Source organism: Sphingomonas sp. P4_G2, from assembly GCF_056401155.1.
Genome location: NZ_JBFUJY010000005.1, coordinates 145,975 through 164,153, shown reverse-complemented (window position 1 = coordinate 164,153; position 18,179 = coordinate 145,975). Strand labels below are relative to the sequence as shown.

Here is an 18,179-nt window from a genome sequence, read left to right as displayed (position 1 = left end):
GCGATAGCGAGTCCACGGCCAGTTTTGTCACTGGAACGGCATTAGCTGAAGCTGATCGTGGCCGCAGCCTTCGCCGCCCCGGCGGCGATCGCCGGCTTCCACGCAACCCATGGAATCGTCAAGCACCTCATGCCGTCCGACGCATGGCAGACCACTTTCTCCGTCATCGGCGCGATGGCGGTCGGCATCACCGCTTTCGTCCGAGTCGCAGGAATGGCGACGGCCTCGACCCCATCCGACCCGGATCTCGCACGAGCCTGATTTCCGTCATCGTCGTCGAAAGGGCCATACCAGTGGTGAGTGGCGGCCACCATGTCATCTGAGGACTGTTGCGATGGGTCGCGTGGGGCGCGGATCGTCGCTCGGCGTTGGTGGCGGTCCTCGTCGGAGCGCTGGCGTGGCTGACCCTTGACTCGACGGCACACGGAACACCCGGTGGGCGATTTCCGCGAGGCAGTGGAAGGTCAGGATGACAGCAGCGTAGGCCTGCTGGGGAGGAGACGAAGCCGGTGAGCATTGCCTGACGCCGGTTTGCCGGTGCGGGACAGCCGCCATCATCTCCGTTCTCTAACCGTGCCTCGACCGCTCCAAACGGCCTCTTCAATGGCCTGATCTGGCCGAAGGCCGGCTGCGCCTTGATCGCCTATGACGCAACAGCCGCGTTAGACTTTCTTCCCCTGCCGGCTGCGCCGCCATTCCTCGCGAGACAAGAAAGCCCTCCTTGGCTGTCAGGCCCCTTCGGGGTGCGCCGTCGATCGCCTCCGGCCAACCGATCGCCATCGAGGCCGCATGGTGCGGGCTCGGGAACGGAAAACGGAGATTTACAATGGCGACCATCGGCACCTTCAAGAAGACCGGCTCGAACGAGTTCACCGGCGAAATCGTCACCCTCAGCGTCCAGGCCAAGAACGTGCGCATCGTCCCTGATCAACGCGCCACCGGCGAGAACGCCCCCAGCCACCGGGTTCTGGTCGGCCGCGCCGAGATCGGCGCCGCCTGGTCCAAGCGCTCCAACGAGGGCCGCGACTATCTGGGCCTCAAGCTCGACGATCCGAGCTTCAACGCCCCGATCTACGCCAACCTCTTCGACGACGAGGAAGGTGACACCTTCTCCCTCATCTGGTCCCGTCCCAACGGGCGGCGGGGCGACTGAGGCCCCGCGCGAGGCCCCGGTCGGAAGGCCGGGGCCTTCGTCTCCCGGCGACCGAATCAGTTTCCGCCCCTATGGATCGCACAGAGCCCCAGCAGCCACTTCTGGCTGGAAAATCGCGTTAAGAACGACTATTATAGTCGTAGTTTTGGCGTGCGCGTAGGTCCGTGTGGGAGGTGATCATGCATGATCACCGCCCGACAGTTTCGGGCCGCACGCGCGTTGCTGGGTTGGACACAGGAGACGCTCGCTGACAGGGCCCGGGTCTCATTGACCGCGCTTAAGCGCCTCGAATCCACCAGTGGTCTCGAGGTCTTTGAGAGTACGCGCGATGAGGTGAGAAGGGCTTTCGAGCGCGCCGGGATCGTCTTCCTGAACTCCGATCAGGGCAAGGGAGTGCTGCTCGTCGATGCAAAGAAGGAAACCTGACGTTCGACAGGTCGCGGCGTTGGCTCAACCTCCCGCATCAGGGCCTTGCGTCATCTTTCCGATGAAATCATCGTTAACAATTCCCTCCAGTTTGGATACATCTCGCGATCGGGGGATGTTGTGACCAAAGATGATTTTCTTGATCAGCCGCCGGCCGGCGCGGCTTTGACCGCCTACGACGAGGCGCATCTGAAGCTCTATGTTCGGCTGCTCGATGCAGACGCGGAAAGCGCCGATTGGCGTGAGGTCGTCGAAGTCCTCTTCGGTCTCGACGCCAAGGCCGAACCCGAGCGCGCTCAACGCATCTACACCAGCCATCTCAACCGCGCGAAATGGATGACCACCAGCGGCTTCTGTGAGCTGCTCCCGGGCCGCCTGCACTGAGGTGATGCGCAAACCGCATCACGTTGCGGCCACTTCGTTCTTCCCGCACGCTATTCAACCGGGAATCGTATCCACTGCATAACTCGCGTTGCAGACCATGCGCGGAGACGGTGGAGATGTCCGAAGATGAAAGTTGGCGGTCCGAAGCCGCTTATGACTATATCGACAAGTTGACCCCCGGCGATCTTGCTTGGGAGTTCCTGCGTCGTAACCCAGAATACAGAAAATCCTATCAGGAATTGGTGTCCATCGGCCGGCTGACCGAGGACATTGCGCGCGAATTCGCCGAGCAATGGGGGTTGCGATTTCGTCGCCGACCCTCGCAACTCCGGGCTCGTCCAACCGATCTTCTGGACCCCACAAGCCGATCCGGCGACGCTTCCGTTCACGGCTGGGCCGAGCCCAGCGGGTGATCTCAGCGTCCGCATTGATGATCTGCAGGCCCATGCCATTGCCGAACACGATGCCGCTTTGATCCGGCTTGCGCTACGGGGCGAGCCCTACGACGTCGCTCTCGCCGACGCCCATGATCGTCGTCCCCTCGGCGCGTTCGTCTTGTTCGACGAACTGACACTAGACCGACTGATCGCCATCGAACGCCTCTGGAACGCGATGTTCGGAAAGCGTGTGCCGCCCGATCCGCGCCTGACACCTCAGCGCCGTCATAGGGCGCGCCTGATGCTCCGCGTCTTCGACGCTCGCGTAGCCGGCGCGAGCTATCGAAAGATTGCCGAACAGATCTTTCCCAAACTCAAACATGATGCCGCGACGTGGGACGAAAGCCCAGTTCGGATATCGATCGCCCGCCTTGCGCGCGACGGCATGTCTTACGTGCGCGGCGGCTACCGAATGCTGCTCCGCCGTCCGCGTCGCTCCCGCTGATCTGCGCTCGGTGTCGAAAATAACTTCCTAACTTCGTTCCTGCCGGAAGCGCCGTCGCCACGCCACCGTGCTCGCAACCCGCCGCCTGTTCGAAGCGGCCGCCAGCGAGACCACGGAGGTTCGATCATGGCCGAAAAAGCCGCCAATATTCCGCCGCGCTATCTGAGAACCCAGGAAGCGGCGCGCTTCCTCGGCCTGTCCGAGCGCACCCTCGAGAAGCACCGGACCTACGGAACCGGACCGACCTATCGCAAGCTCGGCGGCCGCGTCGTCTACTCCGTCGAGGACCTGCAAGGTTGGGCTGATCGAGGTCTCGTGACTTCGACCTCCGATCCGCGTGGTGGGACTGTGCTTCCAGCCAAGCGCCATACCAGCCCCTCCTCCGCCACCGCCGGCGGCCGCTTTCCGCGCTGAGGTGGCCGGCCGTGTCGTCCCGCCACACCCATCACGACGAGCGTGCACAGCTCGATCTGTTCCGGGCGCTGCCCGGCGATCTCGCGCCGCGCGATGCGCAGGACCTCATGGCCTATCCGTTCTTCTCGCTTGCCAAGTCGAAGCGCCTGGCGCCGATCGACTTCAAGGCGGGCTCGGTAAAGATCCGCGTCGAAGCCGTCCCCGAGCATGGCATGGCTACGATCTGGGACGCAGACATCCTCATCTGGGCGGCCTCGCAGATCGTCGAAGCGCGCGATGTCGGCTTGCGCCCCTCGCGCCTGATGGCGACGACGCCCTACGAAATCTTGAACTTCATCGGCCGCGGCGTATCGCTGCGCGACTACGACCGGCTGAAGGCGGCACTCGACCGATTGCAATCGACCACGGTCGCGACCTCCATCCGCCAGCCGACCGAGCGGCGGATGCACCGCTTCTCCTGGATCAATGAATGGAAGGAGCGCGCCGACCACCGCGGTCGTCCGCTCGGCCTCGAACTGATCCTCCCCGACTGGTTCTACGGCGCAGTCCTCGACGATACCTTGGTCCTCACGATCGACCGGAACTACTTCGGGCTGACCGGCGGGCTGGAGCGCTGGCTGTACCGCCTCGTGCGCAAGCACGGCGGTCGCCAAGTGTTCGGCTGGAGCTTCGGCTTCCCCCACCTCCATGCCAAGTCCGGCAGCCTCTCGCCGCTCAAGCACTTCGCCTACGACCTGCGCGACATCGTTCGTCGCCAGCCGCTGCCGGGCTACCGGCTCACCATCGAGCAATGCCTCGGCGGACCCGAAATCCTGTCATTCGCACCCACCGACCCCGACGCGCTCGGCATCCCGCGCCGCCGCCGCCGCTCGCCAACTCGCCTGGGGATAAGCTGTGAATAGTCTCGTGCTATCGGGGACCGGCACCATCGTGCCATCGGGGACCGGACTCTCGTGCTATCGGGGACCGGAATCGCCGATTCATCGCGCTGAATCAGCAGCTTGCGATCCCCGTAACTTATCTAACCTAGATTCCTTCGGAATCTTTCTAACGGAACCCGCTTTTTCGCGCCGTGTGGACGAGTCCCCTATCGTCGGGAGACCGTCATGATCGTCGCGCTCCTCAATCAGAAGGGCGGGGTCGGCAAGACGACGCTGGCGCTGCATCTCGCCGGCGAATGGGCGCGTGCTGGCAAACGCGTCACGCTGATCGACGCCGATCCACAAGGGTCAGCGCTGGACTGGTCGCAGCAACGCAGCCGGGAGGGATTGCAGCGGCTCTTCGGTGTCGTCGGCCTTGCTCGTGACACCCTGCATCGCGAGGCGCCCGAACTGGCGCGTGACGCCGACCATGTCGTCATCGATGGGCCGCCACGCGTCGCCGGCCTGATGCGCTCGGCGCTTCTCGCCGCCGATCTCGTGCTGATCCCGGTGCAGCCGTCGCCGCTCGATGGCTGGGCGTCGGCCGAAATGCTCGCGCTGCTCGGCGAAGCGCGCATCTACCGCCCGCAGCTTGCCGCTCGCTTCGTGCTGAACCGCTGCGCGGCGCGCACCGTGCTCGCGCGCGAAACCGCCGAGACGCTTGCGGACCACGATCCGCCATTGCTGGCGACCACCATCGGTCAGCGCATCGTCTTCGCCGATGTCGTGCAGACCGGACGGATCGCCGCCGAGCAGGACGAGGATTGTCCGGGCGCGCGCGAGATCGCCGCGCTCGCGGCCGAGGTGACGAGGATCGGCGCATGAGCGAACGATCCCCCAAGCGCGGCTTCGCATCCCGGCCAGGCGATCCGGAGAGCTGGATCAAGGCGCCCGATCGCCAGACGCAGCGACCTCAACCCGCAGATGACTTCTCGGCCAGGCTGACCATCGACGTCACCGCCGACATGCGCGGTCGGATCAAGATCGTGGCCTTCCAGCGCGGCCAGACGGTCGCCGACATGCTGCGCGCGCTGTTCGAGCGCGAATTCCCACCAGCCCAAGGAGACGCCCAATGACCGGCCTTCCCGCCGCATCCGCGCGCGCTGGCCGCGCCGCCGGATTGTCGCTCGATGATCTCACCCAGGTGGAACTCGTCTGGATCGAGAAGCAGGTCGAGCACTGGATCCGCTTCGGCCGCGAGGTCCGCGAACAGGTTCTCGACCGCCGCCGCCGCATCCTCTTCTTCCCTCCCGGCACGACCTTCGCGCTCGTGCGCTGGGCCGCAAACGAGCATGGCACCCTGCTCTCCCGGTTCGACATTCTGCGCGCCGTCGCTCCCGGCGAAGCCTGCCAGACAATCCCGACCGTGACGCCCGGCGGCGACATCCTGCTGCGCGTCGACGGCTGGCCGAAGGTGGAGCGCATGCTCCAGCGCATCGACGCGATCGAGGCGGTCGGCATCGATCCGGCCGAGGTCGCGCCCGATCACTGGCGGCACGTTCACAATCGCCTGGCCGCCGGTGAGACGCCGCGCGCCTACACGCCGCAGCGCCATCGCGCCTTCCTCTTGGCGCGGGAGATCGGCGCATGATCCGGCTCGGCTACGCCATCACTACAACGGCCGCCGTGTCGTTGCTGGGCACTCTGTCGCTCGTTTCTTTTGCGCCCAAGCTGATCTGGAACGCGTCGGCGAGTGCGCCGATCGGCCTTTATGCGATCGAGCCGGACCGGTCCCCGGACGTCGCCGATCTGGTCGCGGTACGCGCGCCCGAGCCGCTCGCGAGCTTCCTCGCTGAGGGCGGCTATCTACCGCGCGGTGTGCCGCTGATGAAGCGCGTCGTGGCGCTTCCCGGCCACCGAGTTTGCAGGACGGGCCTCGCGATCTCCGTCGACGCCGTGCCGATGGGCAAGGCGCTGGATCGGGACCGCCGCGGCAATCCGCTGCCCATCTGGCAAGGCTGCCGCGTCGTCGGCGAGGGCGAACTGTTCCTGATGAACTGGGAAGTCCGCGACAGCCTTGACGGTCGCTACTTCGGACCGCTGCCCGCCTCCGCGGTGATCGGCCGGGCCATCCCCCTCTACACCGACGAGGACGGCGACGGCCGCTTCGTCTGGCGCGCGCCGACGCGGTGACGGCGTGCCCAATCCCAACCTCACCGCACATCCACGGAGGCAATCATGTCCCTGATAGGTCAGTTTACCCGCGACGATGGCGGCTTCATCGGCCACTTGGAAACACTCCTGCTGCATCAGGACATCATCATCCTTCCCGCCGAGCCGTCCGACGCCGAGAATGCGCCAGATTTCCGCGTTCACGTCTTCGACGGCATGAACAACGAACCCGGAGCCGAACTCGGCGCGGGTTGGAAGCGCACCGGCGAGAAGGCCGGAGATTACGTTGCGCTGCAGCTTGATGATCCATGCTTTCCGCTGCCGATCCGCGCCAACCTGTTTCAGTCGGCCGACGACAAGTCCGCTTGGGGTTTGCATTGGAATCGCCCGCCCAAGCGCGGCGAGCGGGACTGAGCGATGCCGGCCCGCCGCCATCACGTTGTCGTCGGGCGGTTTCCCACCGCCCGGCGAACAACCTTCCTTCTCCTTTCCGGCCTACTCATCGCCCTGCAGCTGGCCGCTCCAACCGCAGCCCAGGACGCGCCGGTAGAGCGGGCATCACCCAACGATCCCTATGCCGGTCATATCGCCGACGCAGCGCGCCGGTTTGGCATTCCGGAGGCGTGGATTCGTGCAGTCATGCGCATCGAAAGCCGCGGTGATGTGCGCGCGATCTCACCCAAGGGCGCGATGGGGCTGATGCAGGTCATGCCAGCGACGTGGGGCGATTTGCGCGCTCGACATGGTCTCGGCGGCGATCCCTACGACCCACGCGACAACATCATGGCGGGCGCTGCGTATCTGCGCGAGATGCACGATCGTTACGGCTCGCTCGGCTTTCTGGCGGCCTACAATGCCGGTCCCGGGCGCTATGAGGAATATCGCGCCACCGGCCGCCCATTGCCGGCCGAAACGCGCGCCTATGTCGCCGCTCTCGCACCGATCATCGGCGGCGGCGATCTCGCTGCCCCCGTCATCGTAGCCTCCGCCGATCCGCTCGCCTGGACCCGTGCACCGCTCTTCATCGTGCAGGTCGATAGCAGGCCGAGTGCAGGTCGGCAGCAGACCGATAGCGATCCGGTAGTACCACCCGCGCCGGAGTCCGTGCGCGATCCAACGCCGCCTGCACTGCGATCGGACGGCCTGTTCGTGACGCGTACCGATAGTGCGGGGCCGCGATGATGGGCTTCGCACTCCCTGCGGCATTGTCGGTCTCTGGCGTGAAATTGGCGCCAGAAGTGGGAAGAGCAGTCACCACAACCGCACGATGGCAGGATAAAGGGGCGCGATGTGCGCCTTGGTTCGGTTGTGCTTTTTCAAGGGGTTATGGCGCGATTTCGCGAGGTGCGCCTGATTGGGGCAGCCTGCGTTTCCGCTCATTTCCGAGGAAAACCATCGCCTTGACGCGATGTGCGGAGCGTCGGGCATGACCGACGAGAACGAAATCCGCATCCGGCCAGGCCGCATCCGCTCGACCAGCGCGCAGCGCGCGCGGCCCTTCATCGCCCAGGCGCTGGCCGCCGCCCAGCGCGCCGGCGGCAGCGTCTCCCGGCAAGGAAAGATCGGACCCGGCGCGCGGTCCCGGTTCGGGCGCGGCCAGCGCGCTTCGATCCAGGCGAACCGCCTCATCACCGCGCGCTCGCGTGGTGCGGTGATCAAGGCGCGCGTCGTCCGTCATGGCGGCCGCAGCGCGCCGCTCGCGACCCATCTCGGTTACCTGCGGCGCGACGGCGTTACCCGCGACGGGGAGAAGGCTCGGCTGTTCGGTCCGGGCGGTGACGACGTGGACGCCAAGGCTTTCGCCGACCGCGCCGAGAACGACCGCCACCATTTCCGCTTCATCGTCTCGCCTGACGACGCGCTGGAGATGGCCGACCTCAAAGGCTTCACCCGCGAGCTGGTCGGCCAGATGGAGAAAGATCTCGGCACGCGGCTCGAATGGGTCGCGGTCGATCACTGGAACACCGAGCATCCGCATGTTCACCTGATCGTCCGCGGTGTGCGCGACGACGGCGAGAATCTGGTGATCTCGCGCGACTATATAAAGGAGGGCATGCGCGATCGGGCGCGCGACCTCATCACCCAGGAGCTGGGACCGCGGACCGATCAGGAGATCCGGCAGACGCTGGAGCATCAGATCGACGCCGATCGCTGGACCAACCTCGATCGCCAGCTCGCCCGCGATGCCTATCGCACCGGCGTCATCGATCTCGCGCCGCATGCCGATCGGCAGCCCGACGAATTCCATGCGCTGAAGATCGGGCGGCTGCGCAAGCTCGAAGGCCTCGGACTCGCCGACGAGATCGGTCCCGGCCAGTGGACGCTCTCTGACAAGGCCGAGGCGACATTGCGCGAGCTCGGCGAGCGCGGCGACATCATCAAGCGCATCCATCACGGCCTGACCGAGCGCGGCATCGAGCGCGGCGCGGCGAGCTATGTGCTCGCCTCCGAAAGCCTCAACGATCCCGTCATTGGCCGCCTGGTCGCGCGCGGCCTCGATGACGAGCTGAAGGGCACGGCCTTCGCCGTGGTCGACGGGATCGACGGCCGCACCCACCACATCAAGCTGCCCGACCTCGACGCGGTCGGCGACAGCGCGCCGGGCTCGATCGTCGAGCTTCGGAAATTCGACGACGCGCGCGGCCAGCGGCGCATGGCGATCGCGGTCCGCTCCGACCTCGACATCCAGCGGCAGGTCACCGCGACCGGGGCGACCTGGCTCGACCGGCAGAATATCGCCCGCGAGCCGGTGGCGCTCGGCGGCGGCTTCGGCGCCGAGGTGCGCAACGCCAGGGACCGGCGGGCCGAACATCTCGTCGACCAAGGCCTCGCCGAACGTCAGAAGCGCGGTGTCAGCTTCCAGCCCGGCCTCGTCGACACGCTGCGGCGTCGCGAGTTGGAGGCCGTCGCCGAACGCATCGCCGCCGAGACCGGCCGGCCGCAGGTCAAGCCTGAGTCCGGCGAGTATATCACCGGCACCTACCAGCGGCGGCTGAACCTCGCGAGCGGCCGCTTCGCCATGATCGACGACGGGCTCGGATTCAGCCTCGTGCCCTGGACGCCATCAATCGAAAAACAGCTCGGCCGCCACGTCTCCGGCGTCGCCCGAAGCGACGGTGGCGTCGACTGGAGCTTCGGCCGCCAGCGGGGGCTCGGCCTGTGACCACCATCCCAAGCGAAAGGACCCCGCCATGTCCGCTACCAAGATCCTTTGGGGCCAGATCCTCACCGTTTTCGCCATCGTCATATTGACGACCTGGGCGGCCACGCAGTGGACGGCCTACAAGCTCGGCTTCCAACCCCAGCTCGGGCCGCCGTGGTTCATGCTCGGCGACTGGCCGATCTACTATCCGTGGTCCTTCTTTCCCTGGTGGTACTTCTACGACGCCTATGCGCCGCCGATATTCGTCGAGGGAGCCTATATCGCGGCATCCGGCGGCTTCGTGTCGATCGCCGTCGCCATCGGCATGTCGGTGTGGCGAGCCCGCGAGGCGAAGAATGCCGAAACATTCGGCTCGGCCCGCTGGGCGCGTCATGACGAGGTGCGAGGCGCTGGCCTACTCGGCGATGACGGCGTGGTGCTCGGCACGTTCGACCGCGTCTATCTTCGCCACGACGGGCCTGAGCATGTGCTGTGCTTCGCGCCGACGCGATCCGGCAAGGGCGTCGGGTTGGTCGTGCCGTCCCTGCTGACCTGGCCTGGCTCAGCGATCGTCCATGACATCAAGGGCGAGAACTGGACGCTGACCGCCGGCTTCCGGGCCCACCACGGCCGGGTGCTGCTCTTCGATCCCACCAATGCGAAATCGGCCGCCTACAATCCGCTGCTCGAGGTGCGCCGCGGCGAGTGGGAGGTGCGCGACGTGCAGAATATCGCCGACATCCTGGTCGATCCGGAAGGCAGCCTCGAGAAGCGGAACCACTGGGAGAAAACCAGCCACGCGCTCCTGGTCGGCGCGATCCTGCATGTCCTCTACGCCGAGGAGGACAAGACGCTCGCCGGCGTCGCCGCCTTCCTGTCCGATCCGAAGCGGCCGATCGAATCCACCTTGGCGGCGATGATGAAGACCGCCCATCTCGGCGAGGCCGGGCCGCATCCGGTGATCGCCTCGGCCGCTCGCGAGCTGCTCAACAAGTCCGATAACGAACGCTCGGGCGTGCTCTCGACCGCCATGTCCTTCCTCGGCCTCTACCGCGACCCCGTCGTCGCCGAGGTGACGCGCCGCTGCGACTGGCGCATCGCCGACATCGTCGGCGCCCGGCAGCCGACCAGCCTCTATCTTGTCGTGCCGCCGAGCGACATCGCACGGACCAAGCCGCTCATCCGGCTCATCCTCAACCAGATCGGCCGGCGCCTGACCGAGGACCTCAAGGCCAAGGGCAACCGGCATCGGCTGCTCCTGATGCTCGATGAATTTCCGGCGCTCGGTCGGCTCGACTTCTTTGAATCGGCGCTGGCGTTCATGGCGGGCTATGGCCTGAAGGCGTTCCTGATCGCGCAGTCGCTGAACCAGATCGAGAAGGCCTACGGGCCGAACAATTCGATCCTCGACAACTGCCATGTCCGCGTCAGCTTCGCGACCAACGACGAACGCACCGCCAAGCGCGTCTCCGATGCGCTCGGCACCGCGACCGAAATGCGCGCCATGCGCAATTATGCCGGCCATCGTCTCTCGCCCTGGCTCGGCCACCTGATGGTCTCGCGCTCAGAGACGGCCAGGCCGCTGCTCACCCCAGGCGAGATCATGCAGCTCCCGCCGGCGGACGAGATCGTCATGGTGGCAGGCACGCCACCGATCCGCGCCAAGAAGGCCCGCTACTACGAAGATCGCCGCTTCAAGGATCGTATCATGCAGCCGCCGGCGCTCACCAAGCCGACACGGCCAGGTACAGACGATTGGAGCCGGTTGCCGCGTCCGGCCCGGCCGGCGAGCGCCACAACGTCCGACGCGACCAGCCCCGCGGAGGCTGGCGATGAAGATCCGACGGGATCGGAACGGCGCCACCAGCCCGAGCTGACCCGCGCCTCGCCCGTCGAGAAGAAGGCGCCGATCGAGAACGAGTTCGAGGTTGGGCTCGACGACGACGCCGATGACGACACAGCACGCCTCAGCCGCGCCAACCAGATCATGCAGGGCGTGGCGCGCCAGGTCTCGCTCGATCCCAACGATGGCATGGAGCTGTGAGCCGCCCATGGCCAATCCGTCGAAGAAGCAGCGCCTGTCGGTCTATCTCGACCCCGAGGTGATGAAGGCGCTCGCCGCCCATGCCGCGCGCCGCGACCAGTCGCGCTCGCTGATCGCCGAGGCAGCGATCGCATCCTTCCTCTCGCCGGATGCGGCCGAACGGCAGGAGGCGGCGACAACGAAACGCCTCGACCAGCTCGACCGGCGCATGACGCGGATGGAGCGCGACGTCGGCATCTCGGTCGAGATGCTTGCTGTCTTCGTGCGCTTCTGGCTCACCACCAACCCGCCGCTGCCCGAGCCGGCGCAGGCGGCAGCACGAGCCCAGGCCGGCGAGCGCTACGACGCCTTCGTCGCCGCGCTCGGGCGCAGACTCGCCAAGGGGCCGAAGCTGCGCCAGGAGATTTCCGAAGACATCACGGCCGCCCAAGAAGCGGATTAAAATTATGCATTATCCAACCTTGAGGTTCGGTGATCGGCCGCGTGCCGCCCAACCGCAGGCAAGGAGCGGGCGGTAACCGCAAAATAGTAATTATTGAAAGCAGTTAGTGCGCATTACCTTTGCCGATCAGGCTAAGCTCGGCGACATGTAAGAGAATCGCCAAGCGACAGCGGTTGGCCCGCTTGCACTGACGACCAATCTATCTGCATTTCGCCACGAATGTTGAAACTGTAAGAGAATCTTTCGACTATTACAGCTCCCTCAAGACGATCCCAATCGAGGCGACCGTCCTCCCAGCCTTTTGATTGAAACCAACGCATGCCGCTAACATCGCTAATAGATGCACGCATTCCCGGTTTCTTCAGCGACGAGCTCCAAACTTCGAGCGATTTGTACGTACCGCCAAGGGCATCGTCGTGGTGCACGACCAGCGCTCCAGTGCCCGGGTCGCGTGCTGCCGTGACCAAAGCAGCAAGCGGCTTCTGACTTTTTACAAAGTGGCCGGCACAGGCCCAATCGCCAACAATTCGGTCTAAACCGTCGACCGGTGGGGAGGCGGTAGTGGCCAACAATAGCGCCGCAAGAGAATTGACGATCATGCTCGTTTTGAATCCATCAAGGGTGCGAATTGGGTGCTGCATGCGATGCGGACACAATTTTTCGTAGCTAGCCCATCGATGCGATGCCAGCCGAAAATGACCGTCAGCTTTACTTTTCTCCGGTTATGCTAGAACGGCAATGACCGCTATCAGGCGGCGGGCGGCCCGTCGACATCTGAGAACGAACCGCGTCGCTCGCTGTTCAGCCGCTTCGTGCGCCACCTCCCGACCGAGCGAATGTCAACCTGGGGTCAGCGACTCGCAGGGCTCGAGGGCGCTCAAGACCGACGCGATGCTCTATCATTACTGACACGCAAGGATTCTCGCGAGTTCCGCCGTTTCCCTGTATTCCTACGCCACAGTACCACGACCACATTATGGTTGTTGTCAGGCCATGATTTCTGTCTCTTCTACTCATCCCCGATCCGGGGCCGCATTTCGCGGACCCGCAAAAGAACGGGGACGATGTGGCGGCAACTCATCAGAAATCCGAGGCGATCCTTCGCGGCGCGCGCATGCTGCGCACCGCGCTTGGCCCCGCAATCACGCGGTTTCTGGAAGACCCCGCGATCGTCGAGGTGATGCTCAACCCCGACGGCCGTCTCTGGATCGACCGGCTCTCCGAAGGGTTGTCCGACACTGGCGAGCGGCTCTCAGCGGCCGATGGCGAGCGCATCGTGCGCCTGGTCGCGCATCATGTCGGTGCCGAGGTCCATGCCGGCAACCCCCGCGTGTCGGCCGAGCTGCCGGAAACGGGTGAGCGATTCGAGGGCCTGCTGCCGCCGGTCGTGGCGGCGCCGGCTTTCGCGATCCGCAAGCCCGCCGTCGCCGTCTTCACGCTGCAGGACTACGTCGCCGCCAACACCATGACGGCCGAGCAGGCCGAAATCCTGCGCCAGGCCGTCGCTGATCGCCGTAACATCCTTGTCGCCGGCGGCACCTCGACCGGCAAGACCACGCTCACGAATGCACTGCTCGCTGAGGTGTCCAAGACCTCCGACCGCGTCGTCCTCATCGAGGACACCCGCGAGCTGCAATGCGCCGCGCCGAACCTGGTCGCCATGCGGACCAAGGACGGCGTCGCCACGCTGTCAGACCTTGTCCGCTCCTCGCTTCGCCTTCGCCCCGATCGCATCCCAATCGGCGAGGTGCGCGGCGCGGAAGCGCTCGACCTGTTGAAAGCCTGGGGCACCGGACATCCGGGCGGGATCGGCACGATCCACGCGGGCACCGCTCTCGGCGCGCTGCGCCGGCTCGAGCAGCTCATCCAGGAAGCCGTCATCACCGTCCCGCGCGCTCTGATCGCAGAGACGATCGACGTCGTCGCCGTCCTCTCGGGCCGCGGCGCCACCCGGCGCCTGGCCGAGCTCGGCCGCGTCGAGGGGCTCGGTCCCGACGGCGACTACCGCGTCTGCCCCGCAACCCAGCCCCCCGAAGGAGAACCCGCATGATCCGCCGTGCCCTGCGTTTCCGTCGTCACGTCGCGACCGCCGCATCCGTCCTCTTAGCCAGCGTGCTGCTGGCGCCGGCCGCTCACGCCTCCGGCTCCTCGATGCCGTGGGAAGCGCCGCTGCAATCGATCCTCGAATCCATTGAAGGCCCGGTCGCCAAGATCATCGCGGTGATCATCATCATCGTCACCGGCCTGACGCTCGCCTTCGGCGACACCAGCGGCGGTTTCCGCCGCCTGATCCAGATCGTCTTCGGCCTGTCGATCGCTTTCGCGGCGTCGAGCTTCTTCCTGTCGTTCTTCTCGTTCGGCGGCGGAGCGCTCGTCTGATGGCGGGCCTGATCGAGAACGGCGGCGACGTGCCCGGCTACAGCGTCCCGGTCCACCGAGCCCTGACCGAGCACATCCTGCTCGGCGGCGCGCCTCGGGCCATCGCCATCCTAAACGGCACGCTCGCCGCCGCTCTCGGTCTCGGCCTTCGTCTCTGGCTGGTCGGCCTCGGCCTCTGGGCGATCGGCCACTTCGCCGCCGTCTGGGCGGCCAAGCGCGACCCGCAATTTGTCGACGTCGGTCGCCGGCACCTCCGCATTCCCGGTCACCTGAACGTCTGAGTCGCGCCCATGATGAACCTTGCCGAATACCGCCGGACCTCGACCCGTCTCGCCGATTTCCTGCCCTGGGCGGCGCTGGTCGCCCCCGGCGTCGTCCTAAACAAGGACGGCTCCTTCCAACGCAGCGCGCGCTTCCGCGGGCCCGATCTCGATTCCGCCGTCCAGGCCGAGCTGGTCGCCGTCGCGGGCCGCCTCAACAGCGCCTTCCGCCGCCTCGGCAGCGGCTGGGCGATCTTCGTCGAGGCGCAGCGTCATGCCGTCGGCGCCTATCCGGCGAGCCGGTTTCCCGACCCCGCCTCGGCCATCATCGATGCCGAGCGCAAGGCCGATTTCGAAGAGGACGCCGTCCACTACGAGTCGAGCTACTTCCTGACCTTCGTCTTCCTCCCGCCGGCCGAGGATGCCGCGCGGGCCGAGAACTGGCTCTACGAAGGCAAGGCCGATCGCGGCGTCGACGCCTGGGAAGCGTTGCGCGGTTTTGTCGACCGCACCGACCGCATCCTGCAGCTCGTCGAAGCCTTTATGCCGGAATGCGGCTGGCTCGATGATGTCGAGACGCTGACCTATCTGCACTCGACCGTCTCGACGAAGCGCTATCGCGTGCGCGTTCCCGAGACGCCGATGTATCTCGATGCGCTGGTCGCCGACCAACCGCTTACAGGCGGGCTGGAGCCGCGCCTTGGCGATGCGCACCTGCGAATCCTGACCGTCGTCGGTTTTCCGACCGCGACCACGCCCGGCATCCTCGACGACCTCAACCGGCTGGCCTTTCCATATCGCTGGGCCACGCGGGCGATCCTGCTCGACAAGACCGACGCGACGAAGCTGCTGACCAAGATCCGGCGGCAATGGTTCTCCAAGCGCAAGTCAATCGCCGCGATCCTCAAGGAGGTGATGACCAACGAGTCCAGCGCCCTGGTCGACTCCGATGCCGCCAACAAGGCGGCCGACGCCGACCTCGCGCTGCAGGAACTCGGCGCCGACTATGCCGGACAGGCTTACGTCACCGCGACGATCGCCGTCTGGGACGCCGATCCCCGCGTCGCGGCGGAGAAACTCCGTCTCGTCGAGAAGGTCATCCAGGGCCGCGATTTCACGGCCATGCCCGAGACGATCAACGCGGCCGATGCCTGGCTCGGCTCGCTGCCCGGTCATGCCTACGCCAATGTGCGTCAGCCGCCGATCTCGACACTCAATCTCGCCCACATGATCCCCCTCAGTGCCGTGTGGGCGGGGCCGGAACGGGATGAGCACTTCGGTGCGCCCCCCTTGCTGTACGGCAAGACCGAAGGATCCACCCCGTTCCGGTTCTCAATCCATGTCGGCGATGTCGGCCACACGCTCGTCGTCGGCCCGACCGGGGCCGGCAAATCCGTGCTGCTGGCGCTCATGGCGCTACAGTTCCGGCGCTACGCCCGAGCCCAGGTCTTCGCCTTCGACTTCGGAGGGTCGATCCACGCCGCCGCCATCGCAATGGGCGGCGATTGGCACGATCTCGGCGGCGGCTTGACCGAGGGCTCGGCCGACAGCGTCGCGCTTCAGCCGTTGTGCCGGATCGACGAGGCGGCCGAGCGCGCCTGGGCCGCGGACTGGATCGTCGCAATCTTGATGCGCGAGACCATCCAGGTGACGCCTGAGGTCAAGGAGCTGATCTGGACCGCGTTGTCGTCGCTCGCGAGTGCGCCGATCGGCGAGCGGACCCTCACGGGCCTGTCCGTTCTGCTCCAGTCGAACGACCTGAAGCAGGCGCTGCGGCCATATTGCGTCGGCGGACCCTATGGCCGGCTCCTCGACGCCGAGAGCGAGCAGCTCGGCGTCGCCACGGTCCAGGCCTTCGAAACCGAAGGTTTGATCGGGACAGCCGCGGCGCCGGCGGTGCTCGCCTATCTCTTCCACCGGATCGAGAACCGGCTGAACGGCGAGCCGACGCTTATCATCGTCGACGAAGGCTGGCTCGCCCTCGACGACGAAGGATTCGCTGGCCAGCTCCGCGAATGGCTGAAGACGTTGCGCAAGAAGAACGCCAGTGTCGTCTTCGCCACGCAGTCGCTCTCCGATATCGACGGATCGGCGATCGCGCCGGCCATCATCGAGAGCTGCCAGACGCGGCTTCTGCTTCCGAACGAGCGGGCGATCGAACCGCAGATCACCGCGATCTACCGCCGGTTCGGCCTCAACGACCGGCAGATCGAGATCCTCGCACGGGCAATGCCCAAGCGGGATTATTACTGCCAGAGCCGCCGCGGCAACCGGCTCTTCGAGCTGGGCCTCGCTGACGTGGCGCTTGCGCTCTGCGCGGCGTCCTCCAAGACCGACCAGGCCGCCATCGACCGCATCGTCGCCGAACACGGGCGCAAAGGCTTCCTCGCGGCCTGGCTGCGCCATCGCGGCGTCGATTGGGCCGCCGACCTCATTCCCAACCTTACCAACCTGGAGAAGATCCCATGACACTGCGCCGTTTCCGCGCGGCGCGGCTCGCGGCCGCGCTGCTTGTTCCTTCCATCGCGCTCGCGCCGATGCTGGCGACGCCTGTCCAAGCTATCATCGTCTATGACCCGACCAACTATGCACAGAACGTGCTTCAGGCCGCTCGGGCGCTCCAGCAGATCAACAACCAGATCACCTCGCTTCAGAACGAAGCGACGATGTTGATCAACCAGGCCCGCAACCTTGCGAGCCTGCCATACTCCTCGCTGCAGCAGCTACAGCAGTCCGTACAGCGGACCCAGCAGCTCCTCGGTGAAGCCCAGCGCATCGCTTACAACGTCCAGAACATCGACCAGGCGTTCCGCACTACCTATGGCAACGCCTCGATGTCGGCCTCCGACCAGCAGCTCGTCGCGGACGCGCGCGAGCGCTGGCAGAACACCGTCGGCGGCCTGCAAGATGCCATGCGCGTCCAGGCCGGCGTCGTCGGCAACATCGACACCAACCGCTCGCAAATGTCGGCGCTGGTCGGCCAGAGCCAGGGCGCGACCGGCGCTTTGCAGGCCACCCAGGCGGGCAACCAGCTCCTGGCGCTCCAGGCCCAGCAGCTCGCCGATCTCACCGCGGTCGTGGCCGCCAACGGACGGGCGCAGGCGCTCGCCGATGCTGAACGGTCCGCCGCCGCCGAACAGGGCCGCGAGCAGCGCCGACGCTTCCTAACGCCGGGCTCGGGATATCAGCCCGGCAACGCGCAGATGTTCCCAGGCAGCAACTGAGGGCGCGGCGATGGACGGAAAAATTCTCGCGCGTATCGGCGCCATCGGCTTCGTGGCCCTCGCGATCACGGCGACGGCCATCGAACTGTCCCGCAAGGACGAACCGCCTCTCTATCGCAGCGTCGCCGCGACGACCGAGACGGCCACGGACCCGCTGAAAGCCAAGCTGCGGCGCTGCCAGCAGCTCGGCGAGGCTGGGACCCGTGATCCCGCCTGCCTTCAGGCGTGGTCCGAAAACCGTGATCGCTTCCTCAAGCCATCGCAGCCTTTGCAGCCCCAGCCGGCGCCCCAAGCCTCGGGTCCGCAGGGCACGCCGCAGAACCCGCCCGCCGCGCGCGAACCCTCCCTCAACGAGCCAGGCCAGGCGATCGACTCCCACAGCAACGAGGCGCGTTGA

General features: G+C 66.1%; 24 protein-coding genes. 23 read left to right on the top strand and 1 reads right to left on the bottom strand.

The annotated features are described in order from the left end of the window. The first annotated feature begins 57 nt into the window (after positions 1–57). From AC1DRD_RS15425 to AC1DRD_RS15345, 17 genes are all read left to right on the top strand, one after another. Complete coding sequence (locus AC1DRD_RS15425; RefSeq protein WP_478042025.1) at positions 58–261, top strand: hypothetical protein; 204 nt, start codon at positions 58–60, stop codon at positions 259–261. A 565-nt stretch (positions 262–826) separates the two neighbouring features. After that, entirely contained in the window at positions 827–1,153 is a 327-nt protein-coding gene (locus tag AC1DRD_RS15420; protein WP_102959702.1) for a DUF736 domain-containing protein, read from the top strand. A 183-nt stretch (positions 1,154–1,336) separates the two neighbouring features. Further along, positions 1,337–1,579, top strand: a complete 243-nt coding sequence (locus AC1DRD_RS15415; protein WP_478042024.1) for a helix-turn-helix domain-containing protein — start codon at positions 1,337–1,339, stop codon at positions 1,577–1,579. Positions 1,580–1,699: 120 nt separating this feature from the next. Next, the gene (locus AC1DRD_RS15410) at positions 1,700–1,963 is read left to right on the top strand and encodes a DUF2285 domain-containing protein (protein ID WP_478042023.1); all 264 of its coding nucleotides are present in this window, start codon (positions 1,700–1,702) and stop codon (positions 1,961–1,963) included. Positions 1,964–2,079: 116 nt separating this feature from the next. Further along, the gene (locus AC1DRD_RS15405; protein ID WP_478042022.1) at positions 2,080–2,376 is read left to right on the top strand and encodes a transcriptional regulator domain-containing protein; all 297 of its coding nucleotides are present in this window, start codon (positions 2,080–2,082) and stop codon (positions 2,374–2,376) included. Beyond that, positions 2,309–2,845: a DUF2285 domain-containing protein gene (locus AC1DRD_RS15400; RefSeq protein ID WP_478042222.1), complete on the top strand. Its 537-nt coding sequence runs from the start codon at positions 2,309–2,311 to the stop codon at positions 2,843–2,845. Before AC1DRD_RS15405 ends, AC1DRD_RS15400 begins: the two co-directional genes overlap by 68 nt. A 126-nt stretch (positions 2,846–2,971) precedes the next feature. After that, complete coding sequence (locus tag AC1DRD_RS15395; RefSeq protein WP_478042021.1) at positions 2,972–3,259, top strand: helix-turn-helix transcriptional regulator; 288 nt, start codon at positions 2,972–2,974, stop codon at positions 3,257–3,259. A gap of 11 nt (positions 3,260–3,270) precedes the next feature. Beyond that, the gene (locus AC1DRD_RS15390; protein ID WP_478042020.1) at positions 3,271–4,161 is read left to right on the top strand and encodes a replication initiator protein A; all 891 of its coding nucleotides are present in this window, start codon (positions 3,271–3,273) and stop codon (positions 4,159–4,161) included. A 204-nt stretch (positions 4,162–4,365) separates the two neighbouring features. Continuing rightward, entirely contained in the window at positions 4,366–5,004 is a 639-nt protein-coding gene (gene parA / locus AC1DRD_RS15385; RefSeq protein WP_478042019.1) for a ParA family partition ATPase, read from the top strand. Continuing rightward, entirely contained in the window at positions 5,001–5,255 is a 255-nt protein-coding gene (locus AC1DRD_RS15380; protein ID WP_478042018.1) for a hypothetical protein, read from the top strand. Before parA ends, AC1DRD_RS15380 begins: the two co-directional genes overlap by 4 nt. Beyond that, positions 5,252–5,770 carry a DUF2840 domain-containing protein gene (locus AC1DRD_RS15375; RefSeq protein ID WP_478042017.1) on the top strand — a complete coding sequence of 173 codons (519 nt, stop codon included), beginning with the start codon at positions 5,252–5,254 and terminating at the stop codon, positions 5,768–5,770. The genes AC1DRD_RS15380 and AC1DRD_RS15375 overlap by 4 nt, the downstream gene beginning before the upstream one ends. Further along, positions 5,767–6,312 carry a S26 family signal peptidase gene (locus AC1DRD_RS15370; protein ID WP_478042016.1) on the top strand — a complete coding sequence of 182 codons (546 nt, stop codon included), beginning with the start codon at positions 5,767–5,769 and terminating at the stop codon, positions 6,310–6,312. Before AC1DRD_RS15375 ends, AC1DRD_RS15370 begins: the two co-directional genes overlap by 4 nt. A gap of 45 nt (positions 6,313–6,357) precedes the next feature. After that, on the top strand, positions 6,358–6,705 hold the full coding sequence (locus AC1DRD_RS15365) for a DUF736 domain-containing protein (RefSeq protein ID WP_478042015.1): 348 nt from the start codon (positions 6,358–6,360) through the stop codon (positions 6,703–6,705). A gap of 3 nt (positions 6,706–6,708) precedes the next feature. Beyond that, a complete protein-coding gene (locus tag AC1DRD_RS15360; protein WP_478042014.1) occupies positions 6,709–7,473 on the top strand; it encodes a lytic transglycosylase domain-containing protein in 765 nt (254 codons plus the stop codon). 244 nt (positions 7,474–7,717) lie between these two features. Then, entirely contained in the window at positions 7,718–9,454 is a 1,737-nt protein-coding gene (locus tag AC1DRD_RS15355; RefSeq protein WP_478042013.1) for a relaxase/mobilization nuclease domain-containing protein, read from the top strand. A gap of 28 nt (positions 9,455–9,482) precedes the next feature. After that, complete coding sequence (locus AC1DRD_RS15350; RefSeq protein WP_478042012.1) at positions 9,483–11,477, top strand: conjugal transfer protein TraG; 1,995 nt, start codon at positions 9,483–9,485, stop codon at positions 11,475–11,477. A 7-nt stretch (positions 11,478–11,484) separates the two neighbouring features. Then, on the top strand, positions 11,485–11,919 hold the full coding sequence (locus tag AC1DRD_RS15345) for a ribbon-helix-helix protein, CopG family (RefSeq protein ID WP_478042011.1): 435 nt from the start codon (positions 11,485–11,487) through the stop codon (positions 11,917–11,919). 131 nt (positions 11,920–12,050) lie between these two features. Here the strand turns inward: AC1DRD_RS15345 and AC1DRD_RS15340 are convergent, their stop codons facing one another. Next, positions 12,051–12,518: a hypothetical protein gene (locus AC1DRD_RS15340; RefSeq protein WP_478042010.1), complete on the bottom strand. Its 468-nt coding sequence runs from the start codon at positions 12,516–12,518 to the stop codon at positions 12,051–12,053. Positions 12,519–12,985: 467 nt separating this feature from the next. On the opposite strand from AC1DRD_RS15340, the gene trbB reads away from it, so the two are divergent. Genes trbB through trbK-alt form a run of 6 tightly spaced genes read left to right on the top strand, consistent with a single transcriptional unit; the run spans position 12,986 to position 18,179 of the window. Next, on the top strand, positions 12,986–13,969 hold the full coding sequence (gene trbB / locus AC1DRD_RS15335) for a P-type conjugative transfer ATPase TrbB (protein ID WP_478042009.1): 984 nt from the start codon (positions 12,986–12,988) through the stop codon (positions 13,967–13,969). Beyond that, on the top strand, positions 13,966–14,298 hold the full coding sequence (locus AC1DRD_RS15330; protein WP_478042008.1) for a TrbC/VirB2 family type IV secretion system protein: 333 nt from the start codon (positions 13,966–13,968) through the stop codon (positions 14,296–14,298). The genes trbB and AC1DRD_RS15330 overlap by 4 nt, the downstream gene beginning before the upstream one ends. Further along, complete coding sequence (locus tag AC1DRD_RS15325; protein ID WP_478042007.1) at positions 14,298–14,579, top strand: VirB3 family type IV secretion system protein; 282 nt, start codon at positions 14,298–14,300, stop codon at positions 14,577–14,579. The genes AC1DRD_RS15330 and AC1DRD_RS15325 overlap by 1 nt, the downstream gene beginning before the upstream one ends. 9 nt (positions 14,580–14,588) lie before the next feature. Next, positions 14,589–17,027: a conjugal transfer protein TrbE gene (gene trbE / locus AC1DRD_RS15320; protein ID WP_478042006.1), complete on the top strand. Its 2,439-nt coding sequence runs from the start codon at positions 14,589–14,591 to the stop codon at positions 17,025–17,027. Further along, positions 17,024–17,782 carry a P-type conjugative transfer protein TrbJ gene (trbJ, locus tag AC1DRD_RS15315; protein ID WP_478042005.1) on the top strand — a complete coding sequence of 253 codons (759 nt, stop codon included), beginning with the start codon at positions 17,024–17,026 and terminating at the stop codon, positions 17,780–17,782. The genes trbE and trbJ overlap by 4 nt, the downstream gene beginning before the upstream one ends. A gap of 10 nt (positions 17,783–17,792) precedes the next feature. Beyond that, positions 17,793–18,179, top strand: coding sequence for a putative entry exclusion protein TrbK-alt (gene trbK-alt, locus AC1DRD_RS15310; RefSeq protein ID WP_478042004.1), 387 nt, complete (start codon positions 17,793–17,795; stop codon positions 18,177–18,179).